The sequence below is a fragment of the Candidatus Chryseobacterium colombiense genome, assembly GCA_029203185.1.
GTDB lineage: Bacteria > Bacteroidota > Bacteroidia > Flavobacteriales > Weeksellaceae > Chryseobacterium > Chryseobacterium colombiense.
On the sequence record CP119310.1, the window covers coordinates 1,444,193 to 1,459,859 of the forward strand.

The window sequence follows — 15,667 nt, forward strand, 5'->3', positions numbered from 1 at the left end:
TTATAGTTTGAGTTGTATGCTTTTATTAAAATTACAACTTCAAAAACATACACCCGTTGAATAATCACGAATAAAATCATCACATTAACGAATCCCAACTAATTATAATTAGTTATTAATACAAATAATAAACAAATAATACATTATAAAATATTATTTACTAGAAACACCAAATTTATCAATCCTCAGTTTAGAATGGTTTGTTTTCTAAAAAAACAAACGAAGCTATGTTTGATAGCTTCGTTGTTAGATTACAATCTTAAAGTTACATTTTTAAGACTGTTAGGTTAAATTGATTGTTATACTAAATTTTTTTTCTCATTTTGTAATTGTATTCCTGCTCAATGAAAAGTGCTTTGCCAATTCAGTATTATTAAGCTTATGCTTTTTTATAGTCCGATATTCTAAAAAATCTGGTTTGTTTAAATATTAAGTTATTTCATTAAATTACAATAACATGATTAAGAACACAACAAACAAAGCCAGGCAATAGTGACTAATAATCATTTAATGATATCACAAAAATCAAAAATTGCCTGACAAGACTTCAACATTTTATATAATAAATTTGTGTTGTCAAAATTATATCATAAGAATTAACTCTTCTTCGGTGAAACCTGAATTTCGGTATGTATTTAAATTATCCTATACCAATGTAATAGTCCCGAACTATTCCTCTATGAAAATATAAGTAAAGCCTCCTTTTATAAAGCCCCCAAAAATACCTTTTAACCATATAAATATATTGTTCGTCACATTTACTCTCTAATCGAAAATCTAGCAGGTTTTCTATTTCTTCCCGGGTTTTTCCAATGATTTCCTGTTCAAAAATCTCAAAATTTTCACTGTTTATCTTCATTTCATTCTCAGGTATTTCTATTTTTCTATGAATTCACCTCGCAACAGATTTATAATCTCAATTTTTGTTTTTCCTTCCAGTGATAACTGTCCTATTTTTTATTCATTTCTTTTTGATTTTATCTTGTAATAATTGTGTACTTCTATTTATTTGATATCTGTCCTGTAATAACAATCCTGAACTCTTCCGTTGACATCACAAGTAATGTAAAGTTCTTTTTGAAGCAGTCCAAAACAGTAATTCTTCACTGTGATTGTATACCAATTCTTACAAATCTTCTTCGCAGAACGACTAAAAATAATTTCTATCTCTTCCAGTGTTTTTCCTATATATTTTTTGTCCATTACTCTCTTTCATAAAATTTAAACACTTTGTATTCCGGAGTTCCGTATTCATAATAAAATATGTTTCCGTATTCCATCCACAAGAAACATTCAGTAATTGTAATATCCACTACCTTATCGCTCTCAAAAATAAAAGCAATTTCGTCTCTAAAAATTCCCCAACAATAACGGGAATAAAACCAGAATTCCTCGTCTGAACCTTTTGCCGGTTCTCCCCAGATTTTGCGTATATCTTCTTTCTTTTGAGAGATATGCAATCTCACTATTTTTTTTAGTTTCCGTATTTGCTTATCCATTTGTATAAAGTTGTTTTAGGAATCCTGTAACGCTCCAATACTTGAATTTTAGTCATTTCACCTGTCGCTATCTGTTCAACAATAAAATCTATAATTTCCCTGGTATAGATATTTTTTCGGAAGTGAGGTAAGGTCTTTTTATTATTTTTTTGTTTTTCTGTTTTTTCAACTCCGGCAGGTGGGGAGTACAAAATCAGATGCTGCGAATAAAGCCTGAAAAAATCATATTCCAACAATTTACTCCATTTTAAAAGCAAATCTGTATCTAAGCTTGCTGACCTATACATAAGTTCTATAGCTTGATCTGTACATTGAAAAAAGTTAATTATTCGATTCTTGCTAATCTTTTGCTCTTGAATTAGAAGTTTAATCGCTTGTCCTATGTGTATTTCTTTAATATTCAATTATATATTATTACTTTTTTATCACTAAATACATTTATAAATTAACTGATTTATCAGTGCTAATCCACTATACAATAGCGAACAATTACTGTATAAAAACGAAGCTCTTCGATAGTTCAACACCTTTCTGCGAATTACCGACTGCTTTTTCCGACATATAAACAAGATCGTCCGTTGGATCTACTATCTATCTTCCGAGCAGAGGTGTGAAAGACGAGGTAATTAAGATCATTATCTATCCTCATATGCTTAGTATTTCTTTATATTTCATAAAAAGGCTGCCTTTAACAGACAGCCTAAGAAAATATACAATTTTGTGTTTCTAATCATTATCAATCCTCACCCACTTACCATTCTCCACTCCTTCATAGAAACGATCATTGTGATAAATAATCGCTCCCTGGATATAAGGTTTATTTGCGGGTAAAGTGAGTGTTTCCGGTAAGGCATCCCTATTTCTCAGCAAGAAAATACCCGTTCCTTCTTTGACAACGATTCCTGTTCCCGGGACTAGCTGTATTACATTAGCATCTACCGTTGGATTAGCAATAGTAATCGAAGATAATTCGGCTAATCGTCTTGCTCCGGCACTTACTGTACAGCCTCTCAATTCGTTTCCGTACAATTGTACAACACCCGGTGTTGTACAATCAGGGTTGATATTTACTACAATATCTTTATTGCTGATTGCCACAGAACAAGCCAAACCGCTTGCAAAACGAACACCTTTAAGATGATAAACAAAAGTTCCTGCAACATTTCTTGGGTGGTTAATAGTCGCCACTCCATTTGCATTGGATGTAATTTCTATATCAGCACCATTATTAATATTGTAAGTAAAAATATACGTCTGATTGGTAAGACTTCCTTTAAAAGTTACCACAACATCACCTGTCGGCTGCACCAGAACACTGGTTGTTGTAAGTGCCGTATTGTCTACCGGCAGAGCAACAGATGTAATCGTAAAATTTTCTGTGATGTTACATCCATCCTGGCTGTAAGTTACACTGACACTGTAACTACCCGGTTGGGTAAAGGTAACCGTTGGCGAAGTGCTGATAACTCCTGTACCTAACCTTGTCCAGGTATACGATGCATTAGGATCTGTACCAAATAATGCTGCGGCATCATAAGTCTTAGGGAATTCTGAAGCACAAAGTGTTTTGTTACCACCAAAGCCCGCTGCCTGCACATTGGTAGGCACAATAGTAAGATTGGTAGTATTTCCCAGATCCTGGCTGTTACCGTAAGCGCTAACCGGGCGTGAGAAATTAATATCCTTAACTGAAGCATAGAACATCGTATAATTAGCTGCCGGATCAAGGTTAATGGTACTTTGTCCCGATGCTGCTGTTCTGCTCACATTAATCCTGTTACACGGTGTTCCCGTCATAAAGAGATTTTCTGATACATTTTGTCCGCTGGCAATTGTATAGGTTCCGGGATTAAAATACAAAGTTTTGTAATTGCCCGGAGAAGATAAAGTGCTGGATGTGCTTGTATTAGAACTTCCCAGGAAAGTAAGTTTTTCATAGTTATGAGCAGTGCTTCCCGTGTTCACAATACCGTCTTTCCAGATCGTTACTTCTCCAAAGCTGGAAGCATTTGGAACTCCCGGTATCTCAAATATTTTCATCATAATTTTAGATTGAGACGCGATAATAGTTACAGGCGTATTGTTACCTGAGTTTACATAAAATTGTGGGAAATTATCTGTATAAAGTGTACTTCCTGTACTACTGGTCTGTATCCCTGTAATAACCGATTGACCAAAATCCAGCGTTGTATTAGCCGAGTTAATATTCTGAAAAAATAAACGCGTTAATGTCATCGGATAATTATTAGTTTTAAAGCTGTTGCTATTAAAACTATAAAGAGAACCTTTATACGCACTTAGCAGCTCAACGTTTGCAGGAATAGTATTATCAAACGTAATATTTACATAAATCCCTTTTGTGTCGATGTAGCGTGCCGCATTGGACACACTATTATTCTGCATTCTTATCGGATAATACAAGCTGTTATATGAACTCTCCTGGAAAACAACTTTCATATCACTTTGCAAGGTAAGGTTACCATATACATAAAGAGGTATTACATTATAACTATTGTCAACACTGTTAATCTTCAGTACCGGCGTATTGGGTGCATTGCTGAAAGTTACATTATTCGCCGATGCAGATTGCCCTCCGAAATTATCAACCATTACCTGATTTAGCGTAGGAGTAAAGCCAGAATTCTGGTCAAAGAAAACATTATCATTCGGTCTTGGTGCACCACAACCTGTAATAGGCGAACCTCCAGATGTTAACGACCAATGCGATAGGTCGTTCCAGCTGCCTTGCCCTCCAATCCAGTAGAGATCTCTGGAAGCAGAAGAAAGAGAATTGGTAAAATCAATACCTGTATTGCCTCCCAAATCTGTACTTGCGGAAGTAATGTAAGTTTGTCCGCCTGATGAAAATATATTTTGCAGACGCACCCTGTCTATGATAAAATCTGTGGTATTGTATGTAGGGATAATAATCTGTTTTGCCGCGCCGTAACCACTTACTTGTAACCGGTCACCATCCAGACAGTCGCCTTGCAGCTGCATACTTTGGTTTACTTTTATATTACTCTGTAATCCCACAATATTTCTTTTCTGGATATTGAGATGATTGATTTCTTTTAAGCTGACGATCATTACAGTCGGATTACCAGGTGTTACCAAGGTATTACTTACAGGCATTATGTTGAGTCTGTTAATTGTTGTATTCTGTAAATCGGTATATATAGTACTACCATTAACACCCTGCATATCTATCCTTTCAAAGAAATGAGAAAGTTTTATAAACTAGTAATCTTTTGATTTCTAAAATCAGTCTATTATTCATCCAAACATAAGGGGTCGTTTCTTCTAATTCTTTAAATGCCTTTTCTAAAGTCCGAACGTTTACATTTAGATAAGATGCAATCTGCTTTACAGATAAAGATTTGTTAAGATCATTACTATTAACAAAGGTCTTAAACTTAGATATCAAAATTTTTCGCGGTGAAATGTCGACAGTATTAGAGCTATCTGGCCGAAATATATTTTCGCAAATTAATAAAAGGCTAAACAAATGATTATTAAGAATAATATGTTGATTCTCATTATCACAATTTTTAAGTTCAGCTTCAATCAAGTTGAATAAAAGCAAAACATCATCATACCTGTTACCCAGATCAAAATAAGGTAATATTGCAGGGTCATTAAACAAACAAGTATTGTGAAAAAAACCTAAATGCATTTGGTTAAGACAAAAAAACTCTTTAGTGAAGATTAAGATTTTCGCTCCATAATTGACAGGAGGAAAAAATTGATTAATTTGATTTTGAGCTACAAAAAGTATATGCTTTTCTTTAACTTCGATCTTATTAAAATCTACCATATGCAACCCTTCTCCTTTTTCGAAGAGATGCAATGCAAAAAATGATAATTTATGCGGTTCTATAATTTGAGGTCTGTCTTCAAGTAGTTCCGCTATGGATTTGGTATTAATATTCAAATTACCGTTAGGGAATAAAAATGGCTCAATGCTGTAATTTGACATATACAAACAATTTATATTTAAAAAAATGGATTTTTTATAAATTACTAAGGAGATATTTCATTTTTTTTAACAATCAAACTTTTCTCAAAAATAAGAGTGTCGTATTGAAGTGAATCCCTCTTCAAACAAGACATTAACGAACATAGGATCAGACTCTTTAGTTACGTGTGCATCTAATCTCTTTTCTAACCGCATATATTATTTCCACCATTTTTTAAATGTCTGTGTACTATCCTTAAACATCACAGGTTCTCCTATCATTGGAGTAATCATTTTGAAATCATACTTCTCAGATGCTTCTGAAATTTTATTCAACGGCTCGTGCCAGGAGTGTCTTCCCAGTGCATATTTGGAATTGTGGACAGTCATTACCCTTTTGGGCTGAAGAACCTCAATAGCTTTTACCAAGTCATCAGGCATCAAGTGGATATATTTCCAGTCTTCATTATACTGCCCATTTTCCATGATGGCAAAATCAATGGTTCCAAACTTTTTCTTGATAGCGAAAAAATGGTCATCGTATCCCGTATCCCCGCAGATAAAGACGTTGCCTAAAGACGATTGAAGCATATAAGCTGTCCATAACGACTGGTTGGCTTTTAGTCCACGTCCTGAAAAATGCCTTGCCGGCAAAGAAGTTAGTTTGATGTTGGTATCCATCTGCAGACTGTCATTCCAGTCTACTTCCAGAATCTTTTCAGGGGCAAAACCCCAGTATTCAAGGTGAGTACCTACCCCTAACGGACATATCACTTTTCCGACACGGTCTTTAATCTGCTTCATTGTTTCATAGTCCAGATGATCCCAATGATCGTGTGTTATCAGTAGATAATCTATCTCGGGCATATCAGCAGGTGTATAAGCATCAGCCCCTTTGAAAGCCTTGTTGTAAAATGAGAAAGGTGAAGCTGAAACCAGTACCGGATCGACCAGCAATTTTTTGCCATCGGTTTGTATGTAAAGAGAGGAGTGCCCCATCCAGACCAATACATCCTCTTCCTTTGCAATTTTTTTAAGGTCGGTCTTTATACTTGGAAGATTGATATCTGGTCGAAGTTCTTTAGATTTTTCGTCGAAAATAGCTCCCAGCCAAGCCTGAATGATAGATTTATCACCCACCAACAAAGGTGTATAGCTCAGATTCTGAAATTTACCATCCCTGTAATTAGGTGATTTTTTTATTCTTACCAAACGCTCCCCACTGGGAAGTTTCCCAAAGCTGGGCTGGTTGACTACAACAACGCTAATAACAACCAACAACAGCAGTATTCCAATAATGCTCCAGACCATTCTTTTTACTATTTTCTTTATTTTTATGTTCATCTCAATCATCTGCTTTATTCGTTAGGTAATAATGTAAACATCCTTATACCCTGTACACAACATGGTATTTTCAATACATCAATATATCTCAAATTAAAGCGGTTAAGTATATTTCAGCTTTTCTTCTTCTAAGTCTATTGCGAATAAATATTTGCGGATGAGCTCTTCGTCCATTTTGTCATCTGTCTTGTTTTTATTCAACAGCCAAATCCTTTGCTGCTCTAAAATTTCAAGATAGATATTCCTCGTTTCGACAGACAATTCATCTTCCTGCGGTGTGCTGTTCCTGTATTCCCACAGTGTGGCTATCTGCTGTAAATATCTGTTGCTATCAAGCTGTTGCGGGTATCCGGTTTTTAAATAGTGTAAGGAATGTTCAGCCATACCTCTCTTCAGCATCATTTCTGCTTCTTCCTCTTTGTAGTGGTCGCCATAGTCGGGAATATTTGCCTTTTTAATCAGCCACGGGAGCGTGAGTCCCTGTAAGACCAATGTTGCCAATATCACGACAAAGGTGATAAAGAGAATAAGATCTCTATAGGGAAAGGGAGTACCGTTGCCCATTTCAATCGGTATTGATAATGCAGCAGCAAGCGAAACTACACCCCGCATTCCCGACCAGCCTAAAATCAATGGGGCTTTTAACCCCGGATTTTTGTCTGCTACCGGAATAAAATTGCTGACTATTTTTGTGACCAATACTGCACCGAATGAGGCAAAAAACCGACCAATAATCAATACGGCAGTTATAAGCAGACCATAGCTTATAGCTGAAGGAAGTCCTATGCCTTCCTGTTTCAACCCATCAGTGATTTCGGGTAAATCCAGTCCAATCATCAGGAATACAAGTCCGTTCAGTAGAAAAATAAGGCTTTTCCATACCTTGGCGCCTTGTATACGTGAAGAGCTGCTCAGAAAATCATTTCTTCGTGCGGACATCAGCAGACCACCGCTTACTACCGAAAGTACGCCCGAACTATGAACCTCTTCGGCAAGTATATACATCGCATAAGGAGTTACGAGCGTAAGAACAATATCAATGTTGGCATCAGTAGGCAGAAGCTTGTGCGCTTTCATCATCAGCCAGCCAATCAGCAGACCGATAGCAACCCCGCCAACGACCATCCACCCAAAACTTAATGCGGCCTGCTGCCAAACAAACTGTCCTGTGGCTACGGCAATCAGGGCAAAACGAAATATGATAAGTGACGAAGCATCGTTCAGCAGACTTTCACCCTCTATTACAGAGGACATCCGCTTTGGCAGTTTTACAAATTTCAGGATAGCATTTGCACTGACGGCATCAGGAGGGGATACAATACCACCCAACAGAAAGCCTAATGCCAATGAAAACCCTGGAATAAACCAATTGGAAACAAAAGCTACCGACATCGCCGTAAGAAAAACCAGCACAAAAGCAAAGCTGCCGACAATCCGTCTCCAGCGCCAAAGCTCTTTCCACGAGATAACAAATGCAGCTTCATATAACAATGGTGGCAAAAAGATAATGAAGATAAGTTCAGGCTCAATGTGTACCCGGGGCATATCTGGTATCAGGCTTATCATCAATCCTGCGATGACCAGCAGCACGGGATAAGCAACTTTTATCTTGTCTGCCAGCATAATAAGCAATACAATCACTACAATCAGTATCAGAAATAAAGTAAAATATTCTATCATAATGCTATTTTTATATGATGCCGAGTATCAATCAGCTGGTATTTTTATGATTATGCCTTTTATTTTCTCTTGCTCAACAGGAGTATATCCTTGGTTTCCAGAATGTTTTTTTTGTAGCCATTGGCGGTAACATTAATCATTGCCTTGCCTACTTCTTCCAACGTCAGGAAAAATGGCTTACTGAATAGTCGCAGGAAAGGATATAATCCATTGATTACCTTGTAAAAACCTTTTACATTTTTTGCTCCTTTGGTAGGCTGCATAAATGCTGGTCTGAAATTATAAACGGCTTTGAATGGCAATTTCAGTAAAGTATTCTCGGTTTTTCCTTTTACTCTTGCCCACATGGTGCGACCTTGCTCTGTACTATCCGTTCCGCCGCCTGATATATAACAGAATGTCATTTGGGGATTAATCGTAGCCATAGCAGATGCAAAGTTTACGGTAAGATTATAGGTGAATTTTGTATAGTCTTCTTCAGTCATTCCAACGGAAGAAACGCCTGCACAAAAATAGCAGGCATCGTAGCCCTGTATTTTTTCTATAATTGGAGAAAGGTCGTTGAAATCTCCGTGCAGCACTTCCTCAACTTTAGTACCTGCATAGCCGCTGGGTTTACGGTTGATGAGTAGTATTTTTTCTATTTGGGGATTGGCAATACATTCCTGTAGAACGCCTTCTCCAACCATTCCTGTTGCTCCTGTGATGATTACTTTCATAAATTCAATAGTTTAAATTGTGTTTTTTTGTTATGATGATATTGGATCCTTTATTTCAGTTTTAATTTCATCATAATATCGGTTTGTTCATCTTCTCCCAGCTTGAAAATATGCTTGTCAAATGCTACAAAACCATTCTTTTGGTAAAAAGCGATTGCTCTGTGGTTTTCTTCCCAAACACCCAACCAGACATAATCTGAATGTATCCGTCTGGCTACATCAACCGCTTTTTCGTATAAAATCTGTCCGGCATTTTTGCCGTGAAATTCTTTTAAAACATAAATCCGTTCTATTTCAAGCGCATTTTTGTCTTTTAGTTCGGTTTGTGATGCGCCGAAATTGACTTTCAAATAACCGATTACTTTTGTTTCAGATAGTGCGAAATAGAACCGGGAATTTTCATTATCAAGTTCATTAGTGAGCTTTTCGATAGAAAATCCTTCCTCTAAGTATTTTTTCATATTTCCTTCGGTATTGCTCGAAGAAAACGTTTCTGAAAAGGTTTTCCTGCCTATTTCCTGAAGCTGTTCAAGGTCGTTTAGGTTGACTTTTTTGATGACGATATCATTCATATCTAAAATGAAAGATACTCCTAATAACCTTTGCTATCAGGAGTATATATTTACTTGATTATTTTATCTGCTAATTCATCCATATAAGCTTGGCGACCCATTTCTTCATATTTGGCAAAATGTCTGTTTACATCTTCGCCTGCAATGTATCTAATCTGCTTTTTACCATCGGTAGCCGCTTCGTAAACAATATCTGCAATCATTTCAGCTGTAGAAAAATAGCTTCCGAAATCAAAATGTGCCATTGATTTTCCAAATCCTTCTTTGTATTCTTCCGCCACAGCCCATATAGCGTTTTCGCCGAACTGCGATTTGATGATGCCTGGAGCAATCGTTTTTATCCCGATATTGAACAGCCCAAGCTCCGGAACCATTCCTTCTGTCCAGCCTTCAATAGCCACCTTGGAGGCATTGTATATCGTATTGAAAGGAACTGGCATCAGTCCGGCCATCGAAGTGGTCGATATAAACAATCCTTGTTTTCTCTCTTTGAAATGAGGAATAAATGCTTTGGTAACACGTATCGTCCCCAGCATATTGGTGTCAAATAGTTTTACAATTTCTTCATCGGTAAGGTTTTCCAATGGACCGCCCAAGCCGTAACCTGCATTGTTGAATACCACATCTACCGTTCCCAGCTCTAATGTTTTTGAAACGGTCTCTTCAATCTGTACCGGGTTGGTTACATCCAATGGAAGTACCGTTACGTTTTCCAGCTTTGCCAGTTCTTTTCCTTTGCTTATATCACGCATCGTTGCGATGACGTTCCAACCTTTTGACTGGAATAACACTGCCGTTGCATTTCCTAATCCGGTGGATGCTCCTGTAATAAATATTGTTTTCATTTTTATTCTTTCTATCGTTTTAAATAATACTTGCCAAATAGATCTTATAATTCTCCAAGTCTTCTTTGGGAGTGCCATTCTTCACCACATCAAAACTGTTAAATCCCGGTAGTATGTCTGCTCCACAAAAAGCATAATTACTCGTAATATTCAATAAGAGGTCATCTGTGGTTTTACCTTTCATCAGGTTCTGATTTTCATCACCGAAAGCTTCTCCGGGAGCATTCCACGTGGCGGATACCAAGAATTTTTTGCCCTTTAATTTACCGCCTGAACCGTATTGCTTACTTGAATCCTGTCGGGTACGTCCGTCGCCTTCCAGAAACTCACGTTTGGCGTGACCTGCTTCAAAAAGTTCATCTGTATACTTTTTGTAAATCCAGGGAGCACCGAACCAGTTGATAGGCGTTTGAAGGATAATAATATCTGCCTGAAGATGCTTGGCAACCTCTTCTTCGGAGTTGTAGCCGCCTTCTACTTTAGTCTCTAATACTTCGTAGCCGTTGGAAAGAAAAAAATCTTTTGCTACCTCTTGCAAAGAAGCATTTAACTTACCCTCAGATCTGTTCGGGTAAGTTAAATGCGTATTGATTAATAAAACTGTTTTGGTTTTATCCATTCTTATTCTTTCGATTAATAAAAAGCAGGCTTATCTCCGTAAACGCCAGGTTTATTAATACCCACACTCGCTTTTACGTCTTTTTCAGGGTGCAGAATAACATCAGCAATGTAAGCACCTACGGCTTTTCTTGCTACTTCAGTACCTAAGAAAGGTTCTCCTTTTTGAGTGGTTTCATAATCCGTCTCGTCTTTGTCAGTCAACCAAGATGGACGCACTACAGTATAATCCAATCCTGATTTTTCTACATTACGTGTTGCCTTACCGTAACGTACAAGATCAGAACCTATCATACGATTGTTCCATTCCCCGAACTTACCTGCAACCTCGTCATAAACGCCAAGACAAGTCACGAAAATCAGACGTTTTACGCCTTGCTGTGTCATTGTTTCAGCGATGGCTGTCGCCATTTTATCCACATCTCCTGCAAGGTTGGCATACACAATATCCTGACCTTTGATAGCGTTGGTTAAGTCTTCGTTGTTCAAAACATCACCGCTGATAAGGTTAATATCAGAACCGCTTTGTGGTAATTGTTCCGCATGTCTTGCGAATAATGTTAATTCTATATTTTTATTTTCCTGTAGGAAGCTGATTGCATGTTGTGCAATTGCACCGCCAGCTCCCAATACTAAAACTTTTGTACTCATTTTTGTTATTTTTTATTTTTCTGGATTAATTCTATCTTCATATCTACCTGACCTTTCGATGCTTTTAAAGTGGAAATGTCGCCTTCCACTTCGCCTATGATAACAAACTCATTATTTTCGAAATGACCGGCTTCAAAAAATACTCCTAAACCATTGTATTCCTGTGAATAGATCAACTGACCTTTCTTGGCTGTATTTACAAAGGAAGCATTGTCTATAGGAAGAATTTTTGGAGTTACACCATAATAATGATTGTCGTGATATACGGCTGCTGTTGTTTCAAATGAACCAATTTTCAGCAATGCTGCTGCCGTTTTATTGTTTGCCAGCTTAAAAACAAAGGATTTGCCATCAATGCTAATCTTTATTTTATCACTTTCGGATGTGTTGTTATGAATTGTTGTGTTTTCAACCAACGGAAGTTTTTCTCCATTGGTCGAAGTAGCCTTGTTACTACAGGAAATAATCCCGATTGTTGCGGCTATTGCTAATAATGAGATATACTTTTTCATCCGTTACTATTTTTGTTTGCTGTTTCACAGCGATTATTTTGGTCGAATGGAGCGCTTATAAAATTTTCTGATATAGAAAATTTGTATAGGCGTTTCATTTTTTATTTTCCGTTGTACGCTTCATCAGACACTGGTTCCATCCAGTTCACCAGTCCCTTTTCAGCATTAAGTCCTATTGCCGTATGGATCATAATACCATCAGGTGATGCTCCATGCCAGTGTTTAACCTCCGGCATAATATTTACAAAATCTCCTGCTTTGATTTTTTGTACAGGTTTTCCTTCTTCCTGATAGTAGCAACCCCCTTCACGAACCAATAAAATCTGATTGCTTGCATGTGTATGCCACTTTGTACGCGTTTTTGGTTTAAACAAAACTTCACCGATATATGCATTGGTCTTTTCATCAGGATTTACATAGGTTTTTAGCAAAGCCTGTCCTGTAAAATAATTCTCAGGGGCTGGTTGATACCCCATTTCCGTTATTTCTTTTTCTGTGTACATTATATCTGACTGAAATAGAAAAATACCAATGACTTTACCAATTGATAAAGCCATTGGCAATTACTTGTTATTATTGATTAAAGATTCTCTTGATAGAACGGAATCAATTTATCCAATGCGATTTTCACCGGTTCCGGTTTGTCATATAGATCATAGTGAGACCATCCTTCAACCACTACCAACTCTTTTTTAGTAGAAGCAGCACGGCGAATGATTTCAAAACCATCTCTGTACGCTCCGAAAGCTCCAGGTTTGCGTCCTACAACAACCATTAACGGCTGCGTTAATAATTTCTCTGCTAAGTTGTAAGCATCCCACGTCATTGCTGCTGCATTGTGAGAGAACAACGTTTTGTTTACACCGTTTGGTTTTTCACCACGAGCAGTACGGTAGTATTCTGTAGCTTCTAAAATGTCAATATCCGCATTCGCTTCTTTTGCCATTTCATATGTTGGATACAATCCCTGATCAACTCTTAATGCTTCTCCTCTTGCTTCTGCCGTTCTTTGTGCCGCAATCGCTTCAAGATTGGCAATCGGGTCACCAAACTCACGCATTACACGACCATAATTTGCTCCTGTAAGTGTTGCGACCGCTTTGATACGACGTTCTTTCATGGTTGCGCTGATTACATAACCACCTGCACCACACATTCCTAATGCACCAATACGGTTTTCATCAACGAAAGGTAGCGTTACCAAATAGTCACAAGCATAGCTGTAATCTTCCACACGGAATGATGGATCTTCCAAAAATCTTGGTTCACCGCCGCTTTCACCCTGGAAAGATGCATCAGGAACCAGTACTACAAACCCAGCATCGGCAAATGCCTGTCCGTAAACGTTTCCTGAAGTCTGCTCTTTACAGCTTCCGATTGGGTGGGTGCTGATGATAACAGGATATTTTTTGTTCTCGTCAAAGTTTGGAGGGAAAAGCAAATCTGCTGCGATGTCCCAATAAAGTGCTTTAAATTTTACTGATTGTTTCATTTTATATTTTTTTTAATTGTGGTTAAACATTCGCTTATTTTAACAATACAAAGGTAAATAGACATATAAGCTACATTTGAAAACAAAACACTTTAAAAACGAAACTTTTTACGGATTGGGGAATGTTTGTGAAAAGCGAAAGATCAACTTATCTTTTTTTGTATTTTAGCAGTTAGAAAATACAGATATAAATATTTGATGATTTAGAGAACTTCGCATATTTATGTGTTATCTGCAAGCGTTTTAAAAAATCGCGTAATTAAGTTAATAAAATCTAAAAATGATGTGCAAAAAAAATTTCATTATCTGTTTATTCATATTATTAAATGTTCACATTTTTGCTCAAAATAACTTCTATAAGATGGCGAATGGTAAGGTTTTGAGTCAAGAAGAATTTAATAAAGCGAAAGAAAATGCTTCAAAAAACGGAAAGATAGAAGAATCGATTTTAAAAAGTGAAACAAAAAATGATTCAATAATTAATACAACGAGAATAACAATTATAACAAAAGATGAAGATGGAAACTACTTCGATCCATATTCTGAACCTAAAAAATTGTTATACAAGCATTTTCCTATTGAAAATTTTAAAAATAATGCTAAGAAACAATTTTCACAAAATTATCTTAAAGGGAAACCCACTTTTATAAATTTTTGGTTTAGGCATTGTATACCTTGTATAAATGAAATTCCACTTTTAAATTCACTAAAAGAAAAATATGGAGACAGAGTGAATTTTTTATCTATTACTTATGAAAATAAAAAAAGTGTTGAAGAATTTCTAAAGAAGAAAAACATAAACTTTAAACATATAACTGATTCTAAAAAACAATTAGATGATTTAAACTATTCTTCTTATCCCACAAATCTCATTTTAGACAAAAATGGAAATGTAAAATATGTTTTCGGAGAAATCTCTAATTCTGAAGATGATTTAAGCTTAATTCTTGATGAACTTTTAAAATAGAACGCCTGATGCCAAAAGCAGTGCAAATGCTCACGGCACCACAACCAAATAATAAAAGCCTTTCTGTATTTTATAAATATAGAAAGGCTTTTTGGATTTTTTAAGAAATGGGTGCTGTCTAATACTTTTGAACAAACAAAACACTTTAAAAACGAAACATTTTACTGAATGAGGAATTATCAGTTCGTGCTAAGTGAACGACAATAGCAATTCATCTAACCGACGATACAACCCCAGAAATATTTGTATAATTTTGTATAGAATAGAACATTAGTATGACAATAGAAGAAATATTTCAAGATAAAACCATAAAAGCAAAAGGTAAGGTTTCTGCAATCGGAGAATGGCTGCTAAATAACGAACTACCTTTGGACGAGTTACTGGCTTATGCCGAAAAACAAAAGGCTACAGATAAAGCTACCTGCATAGAAGCTGTGGAGTATGCAACTAAAAAAAATCTCAATCTTGCTGATGATAATTTGCTTAACTATGTAACCAAGGCACTAAAAGACGAAGAGCCGAGGGTTAAATGGGAAAGTGCGAAAGTAATAGGAAACATTGCCAAACTTTTTCCGACACAGCTAAATCAATCTATTGATAATCTTTTGCCAAATGCAGAAAATACGGGAACGGTTGTTCGCTGGGCAACAGTTTACGCATTGGCAGAGATACTAAAACTAAAAACAGAGAGCAATATAAAGTTGCTACCGAAAATTGAAGTCCTTTGCGAAAAGGAAGAGGATAACGGCGTAAAGAAAAAGTATCTTGATGCATTAAAGAAAATGAAGAAATAAAAAATTATACAAATAG

Annotated in this window: 17 protein-coding genes; 2 read left to right on the top strand and 15 right to left on the bottom strand. The window is 36.5% G+C overall.

The genetic code is table 11. The annotated features are described in order from the left end of the window. Positions 1 to 1,005: 1,005 nt before the first annotated feature. The 15 genes from P0Y62_06325 to P0Y62_06395 all read right to left on the bottom strand — a co-directional run bounded on the left by P0Y62_06325 (position 1,006) and on the right by P0Y62_06395 (position 13,890). Positions 1,006 to 1,203 (bottom strand): hypothetical protein, encoded by a 198-nt coding sequence (locus tag P0Y62_06325; GenBank protein WEK71169.1) that lies wholly within the window; start codon positions 1,201 to 1,203, stop codon positions 1,006 to 1,008. After that, positions 1,203 to 1,499, bottom strand: a complete 297-nt coding sequence (locus P0Y62_06330) for a hypothetical protein (protein ID WEK71170.1) — start codon at positions 1,497 to 1,499, stop codon at positions 1,203 to 1,205. The genes P0Y62_06325 and P0Y62_06330 overlap by 1 nt, the downstream gene beginning before the upstream one ends. Continuing rightward, positions 1,475 to 1,903: a transposase gene (locus P0Y62_06335; protein ID WEK71171.1), complete on the bottom strand. Its 429-nt coding sequence runs from the start codon at positions 1,901 to 1,903 to the stop codon at positions 1,475 to 1,477. The genes P0Y62_06330 and P0Y62_06335 overlap by 25 nt, the downstream gene beginning before the upstream one ends. Before the next feature lie 322 nt (positions 1,904 to 2,225). Next, on the bottom strand, positions 2,226 to 4,703 hold the full coding sequence (locus tag P0Y62_06340) for a hypothetical protein (GenBank protein ID WEK71172.1): 2,478 nt from the start codon (positions 4,701 to 4,703) through the stop codon (positions 2,226 to 2,228). A 10-nt stretch (positions 4,704 to 4,713) separates the two neighbouring features. Then, positions 4,714 to 5,478 (bottom strand): helix-turn-helix domain-containing protein, encoded by a 765-nt coding sequence (locus P0Y62_06345; GenBank protein ID WEK71173.1) that lies wholly within the window; start codon positions 5,476 to 5,478, stop codon positions 4,714 to 4,716. 198 nt (positions 5,479 to 5,676) lie between these two features. Then, positions 5,677 to 6,801, bottom strand: coding sequence for an MBL fold metallo-hydrolase (locus P0Y62_06350; GenBank protein WEK71174.1), 1,125 nt, complete (start codon positions 6,799 to 6,801; stop codon positions 5,677 to 5,679). A gap of 102 nt (positions 6,802 to 6,903) precedes the next feature. Then, complete coding sequence (locus P0Y62_06355; GenBank protein WEK71175.1) at positions 6,904 to 8,481, bottom strand: Na+/H+ antiporter; 1,578 nt, start codon at positions 8,479 to 8,481, stop codon at positions 6,904 to 6,906. A 59-nt stretch (positions 8,482 to 8,540) separates the two neighbouring features. After that, entirely contained in the window at positions 8,541 to 9,200 is a 660-nt protein-coding gene (locus tag P0Y62_06360; protein WEK71176.1) for an NAD-dependent epimerase/dehydratase family protein, read from the bottom strand. A gap of 50 nt (positions 9,201 to 9,250) precedes the next feature. Continuing rightward, the gene (locus P0Y62_06365; protein ID WEK71177.1) at positions 9,251 to 9,772 is read right to left on the bottom strand and encodes a GNAT family N-acetyltransferase; all 522 of its coding nucleotides are present in this window, start codon (positions 9,770 to 9,772) and stop codon (positions 9,251 to 9,253) included. A gap of 50 nt (positions 9,773 to 9,822) precedes the next feature. Next, on the bottom strand, positions 9,823 to 10,617 hold the full coding sequence (locus P0Y62_06370) for an SDR family oxidoreductase (GenBank protein ID WEK71178.1): 795 nt from the start codon (positions 10,615 to 10,617) through the stop codon (positions 9,823 to 9,825). Between the two features lie 19 nt (positions 10,618 to 10,636). Further along, positions 10,637 to 11,236 carry an NAD(P)H-dependent oxidoreductase gene (locus P0Y62_06375; GenBank protein ID WEK71179.1) on the bottom strand — a complete coding sequence of 200 codons (600 nt, stop codon included), beginning with the start codon at positions 11,234 to 11,236 and terminating at the stop codon, positions 10,637 to 10,639. Positions 11,237 to 11,250: 14 nt separating this feature from the next. Continuing rightward, positions 11,251 to 11,886 carry an NAD(P)H-binding protein gene (locus tag P0Y62_06380; protein ID WEK71180.1) on the bottom strand — a complete coding sequence of 212 codons (636 nt, stop codon included), beginning with the start codon at positions 11,884 to 11,886 and terminating at the stop codon, positions 11,251 to 11,253. A gap of 5 nt (positions 11,887 to 11,891) precedes the next feature. Beyond that, the gene (locus P0Y62_06385; protein WEK71181.1) at positions 11,892 to 12,398 is read right to left on the bottom strand and encodes a cyclophilin-like fold protein; all 507 of its coding nucleotides are present in this window, start codon (positions 12,396 to 12,398) and stop codon (positions 11,892 to 11,894) included. Between the two features lie 101 nt (positions 12,399 to 12,499). Further along, positions 12,500 to 12,955 carry a cupin domain-containing protein gene (locus P0Y62_06390; GenBank protein ID WEK71182.1) on the bottom strand — a complete coding sequence of 152 codons (456 nt, stop codon included), beginning with the start codon at positions 12,953 to 12,955 and terminating at the stop codon, positions 12,500 to 12,502. Between the two features lie 23 nt (positions 12,956 to 12,978). After that, the gene (locus P0Y62_06395; GenBank protein ID WEK71183.1) at positions 12,979 to 13,890 is read right to left on the bottom strand and encodes an alpha/beta hydrolase; all 912 of its coding nucleotides are present in this window, start codon (positions 13,888 to 13,890) and stop codon (positions 12,979 to 12,981) included. Positions 13,891 to 14,251: 361 nt separating this feature from the next. Here P0Y62_06395 and P0Y62_06400 point away from each other — a divergent pair, with 361 nt between their 5' ends. Continuing rightward, positions 14,252 to 14,857 carry a TlpA disulfide reductase family protein gene (locus tag P0Y62_06400; GenBank protein WEK71184.1) on the top strand — a complete coding sequence of 202 codons (606 nt, stop codon included), beginning with the start codon at positions 14,252 to 14,254 and terminating at the stop codon, positions 14,855 to 14,857. A 275-nt stretch (positions 14,858 to 15,132) separates the two neighbouring features. Further along, positions 15,133 to 15,651 (top strand): HEAT repeat domain-containing protein, encoded by a 519-nt coding sequence (locus tag P0Y62_06405; GenBank protein ID WEK71185.1) that lies wholly within the window; start codon positions 15,133 to 15,135, stop codon positions 15,649 to 15,651. Positions 15,652 to 15,667: the final 16 nt, after the last annotated feature.

Excerpts from the sequence above, each read along its gene's own strand:
- P0Y62_06325 (WEK71169.1), bottom strand. The coding sequence starts at position 1,203 with ATGGACAAAAAATATATAGGAAAAACACTGGAAGAGATAGAAATTATT.
- P0Y62_06330 (WEK71170.1), bottom strand. The coding sequence starts at position 1,499 with ATGGATAAGCAAATACGGAAACTAAAAAAAATAGTGAGATTGCATATC.
- P0Y62_06340 (WEK71172.1), bottom strand. The coding sequence starts at position 4,703 with ATGCAGGGTGTTAATGGTAGTACTATATATACCGATTTACAGAATACA.
- P0Y62_06345 (WEK71173.1), bottom strand. The coding sequence starts at position 5,478 with ATGTCAAATTACAGCATTGAGCCATTTTTATTCCCTAACGGTAATTTG.
- P0Y62_06350 (WEK71174.1), bottom strand. The coding sequence starts at position 6,801 with ATGAACATAAAAATAAAGAAAATAGTAAAAAGAATGGTCTGGAGCATT.
- P0Y62_06355 (WEK71175.1), bottom strand. The coding sequence starts at position 8,481 with ATGATAGAATATTTTACTTTATTTCTGATACTGATTGTAGTGATTGTA.
- P0Y62_06360 (WEK71176.1), bottom strand. The coding sequence starts at position 9,200 with ATGAAAGTAATCATCACAGGAGCAACAGGAATGGTTGGAGAAGGCGTT.
- P0Y62_06365 (WEK71177.1), bottom strand. The coding sequence starts at position 9,772 with ATGAATGATATCGTCATCAAAAAAGTCAACCTAAACGACCTTGAACAG.
- P0Y62_06370 (WEK71178.1), bottom strand. The coding sequence starts at position 10,617 with ATGAAAACAATATTTATTACAGGAGCATCCACCGGATTAGGAAATGCA.
- P0Y62_06375 (WEK71179.1), bottom strand. The coding sequence starts at position 11,236 with ATGGATAAAACCAAAACAGTTTTATTAATCAATACGCATTTAACTTAC.
- P0Y62_06380 (WEK71180.1), bottom strand. The coding sequence starts at position 11,886 with ATGAGTACAAAAGTTTTAGTATTGGGAGCTGGCGGTGCAATTGCACAA.
- P0Y62_06385 (WEK71181.1), bottom strand. The coding sequence starts at position 12,398 with ATGAAAAAGTATATCTCATTATTAGCAATAGCCGCAACAATCGGGATT.
- P0Y62_06390 (WEK71182.1), bottom strand. The coding sequence starts at position 12,955 with ATGGCTTTATCAATTGGTAAAGTCATTGGTATTTTTCTATTTCAGTCA.
- P0Y62_06395 (WEK71183.1), bottom strand. The coding sequence starts at position 13,890 with ATGAAACAATCAGTAAAATTTAAAGCACTTTATTGGGACATCGCAGCA.
- P0Y62_06400 (WEK71184.1), top strand. The coding sequence starts at position 14,252 with ATGGCGAATGGTAAGGTTTTGAGTCAAGAAGAATTTAATAAAGCGAAA.
- P0Y62_06405 (WEK71185.1), top strand. The coding sequence starts at position 15,133 with ATGACAATAGAAGAAATATTTCAAGATAAAACCATAAAAGCAAAAGGT.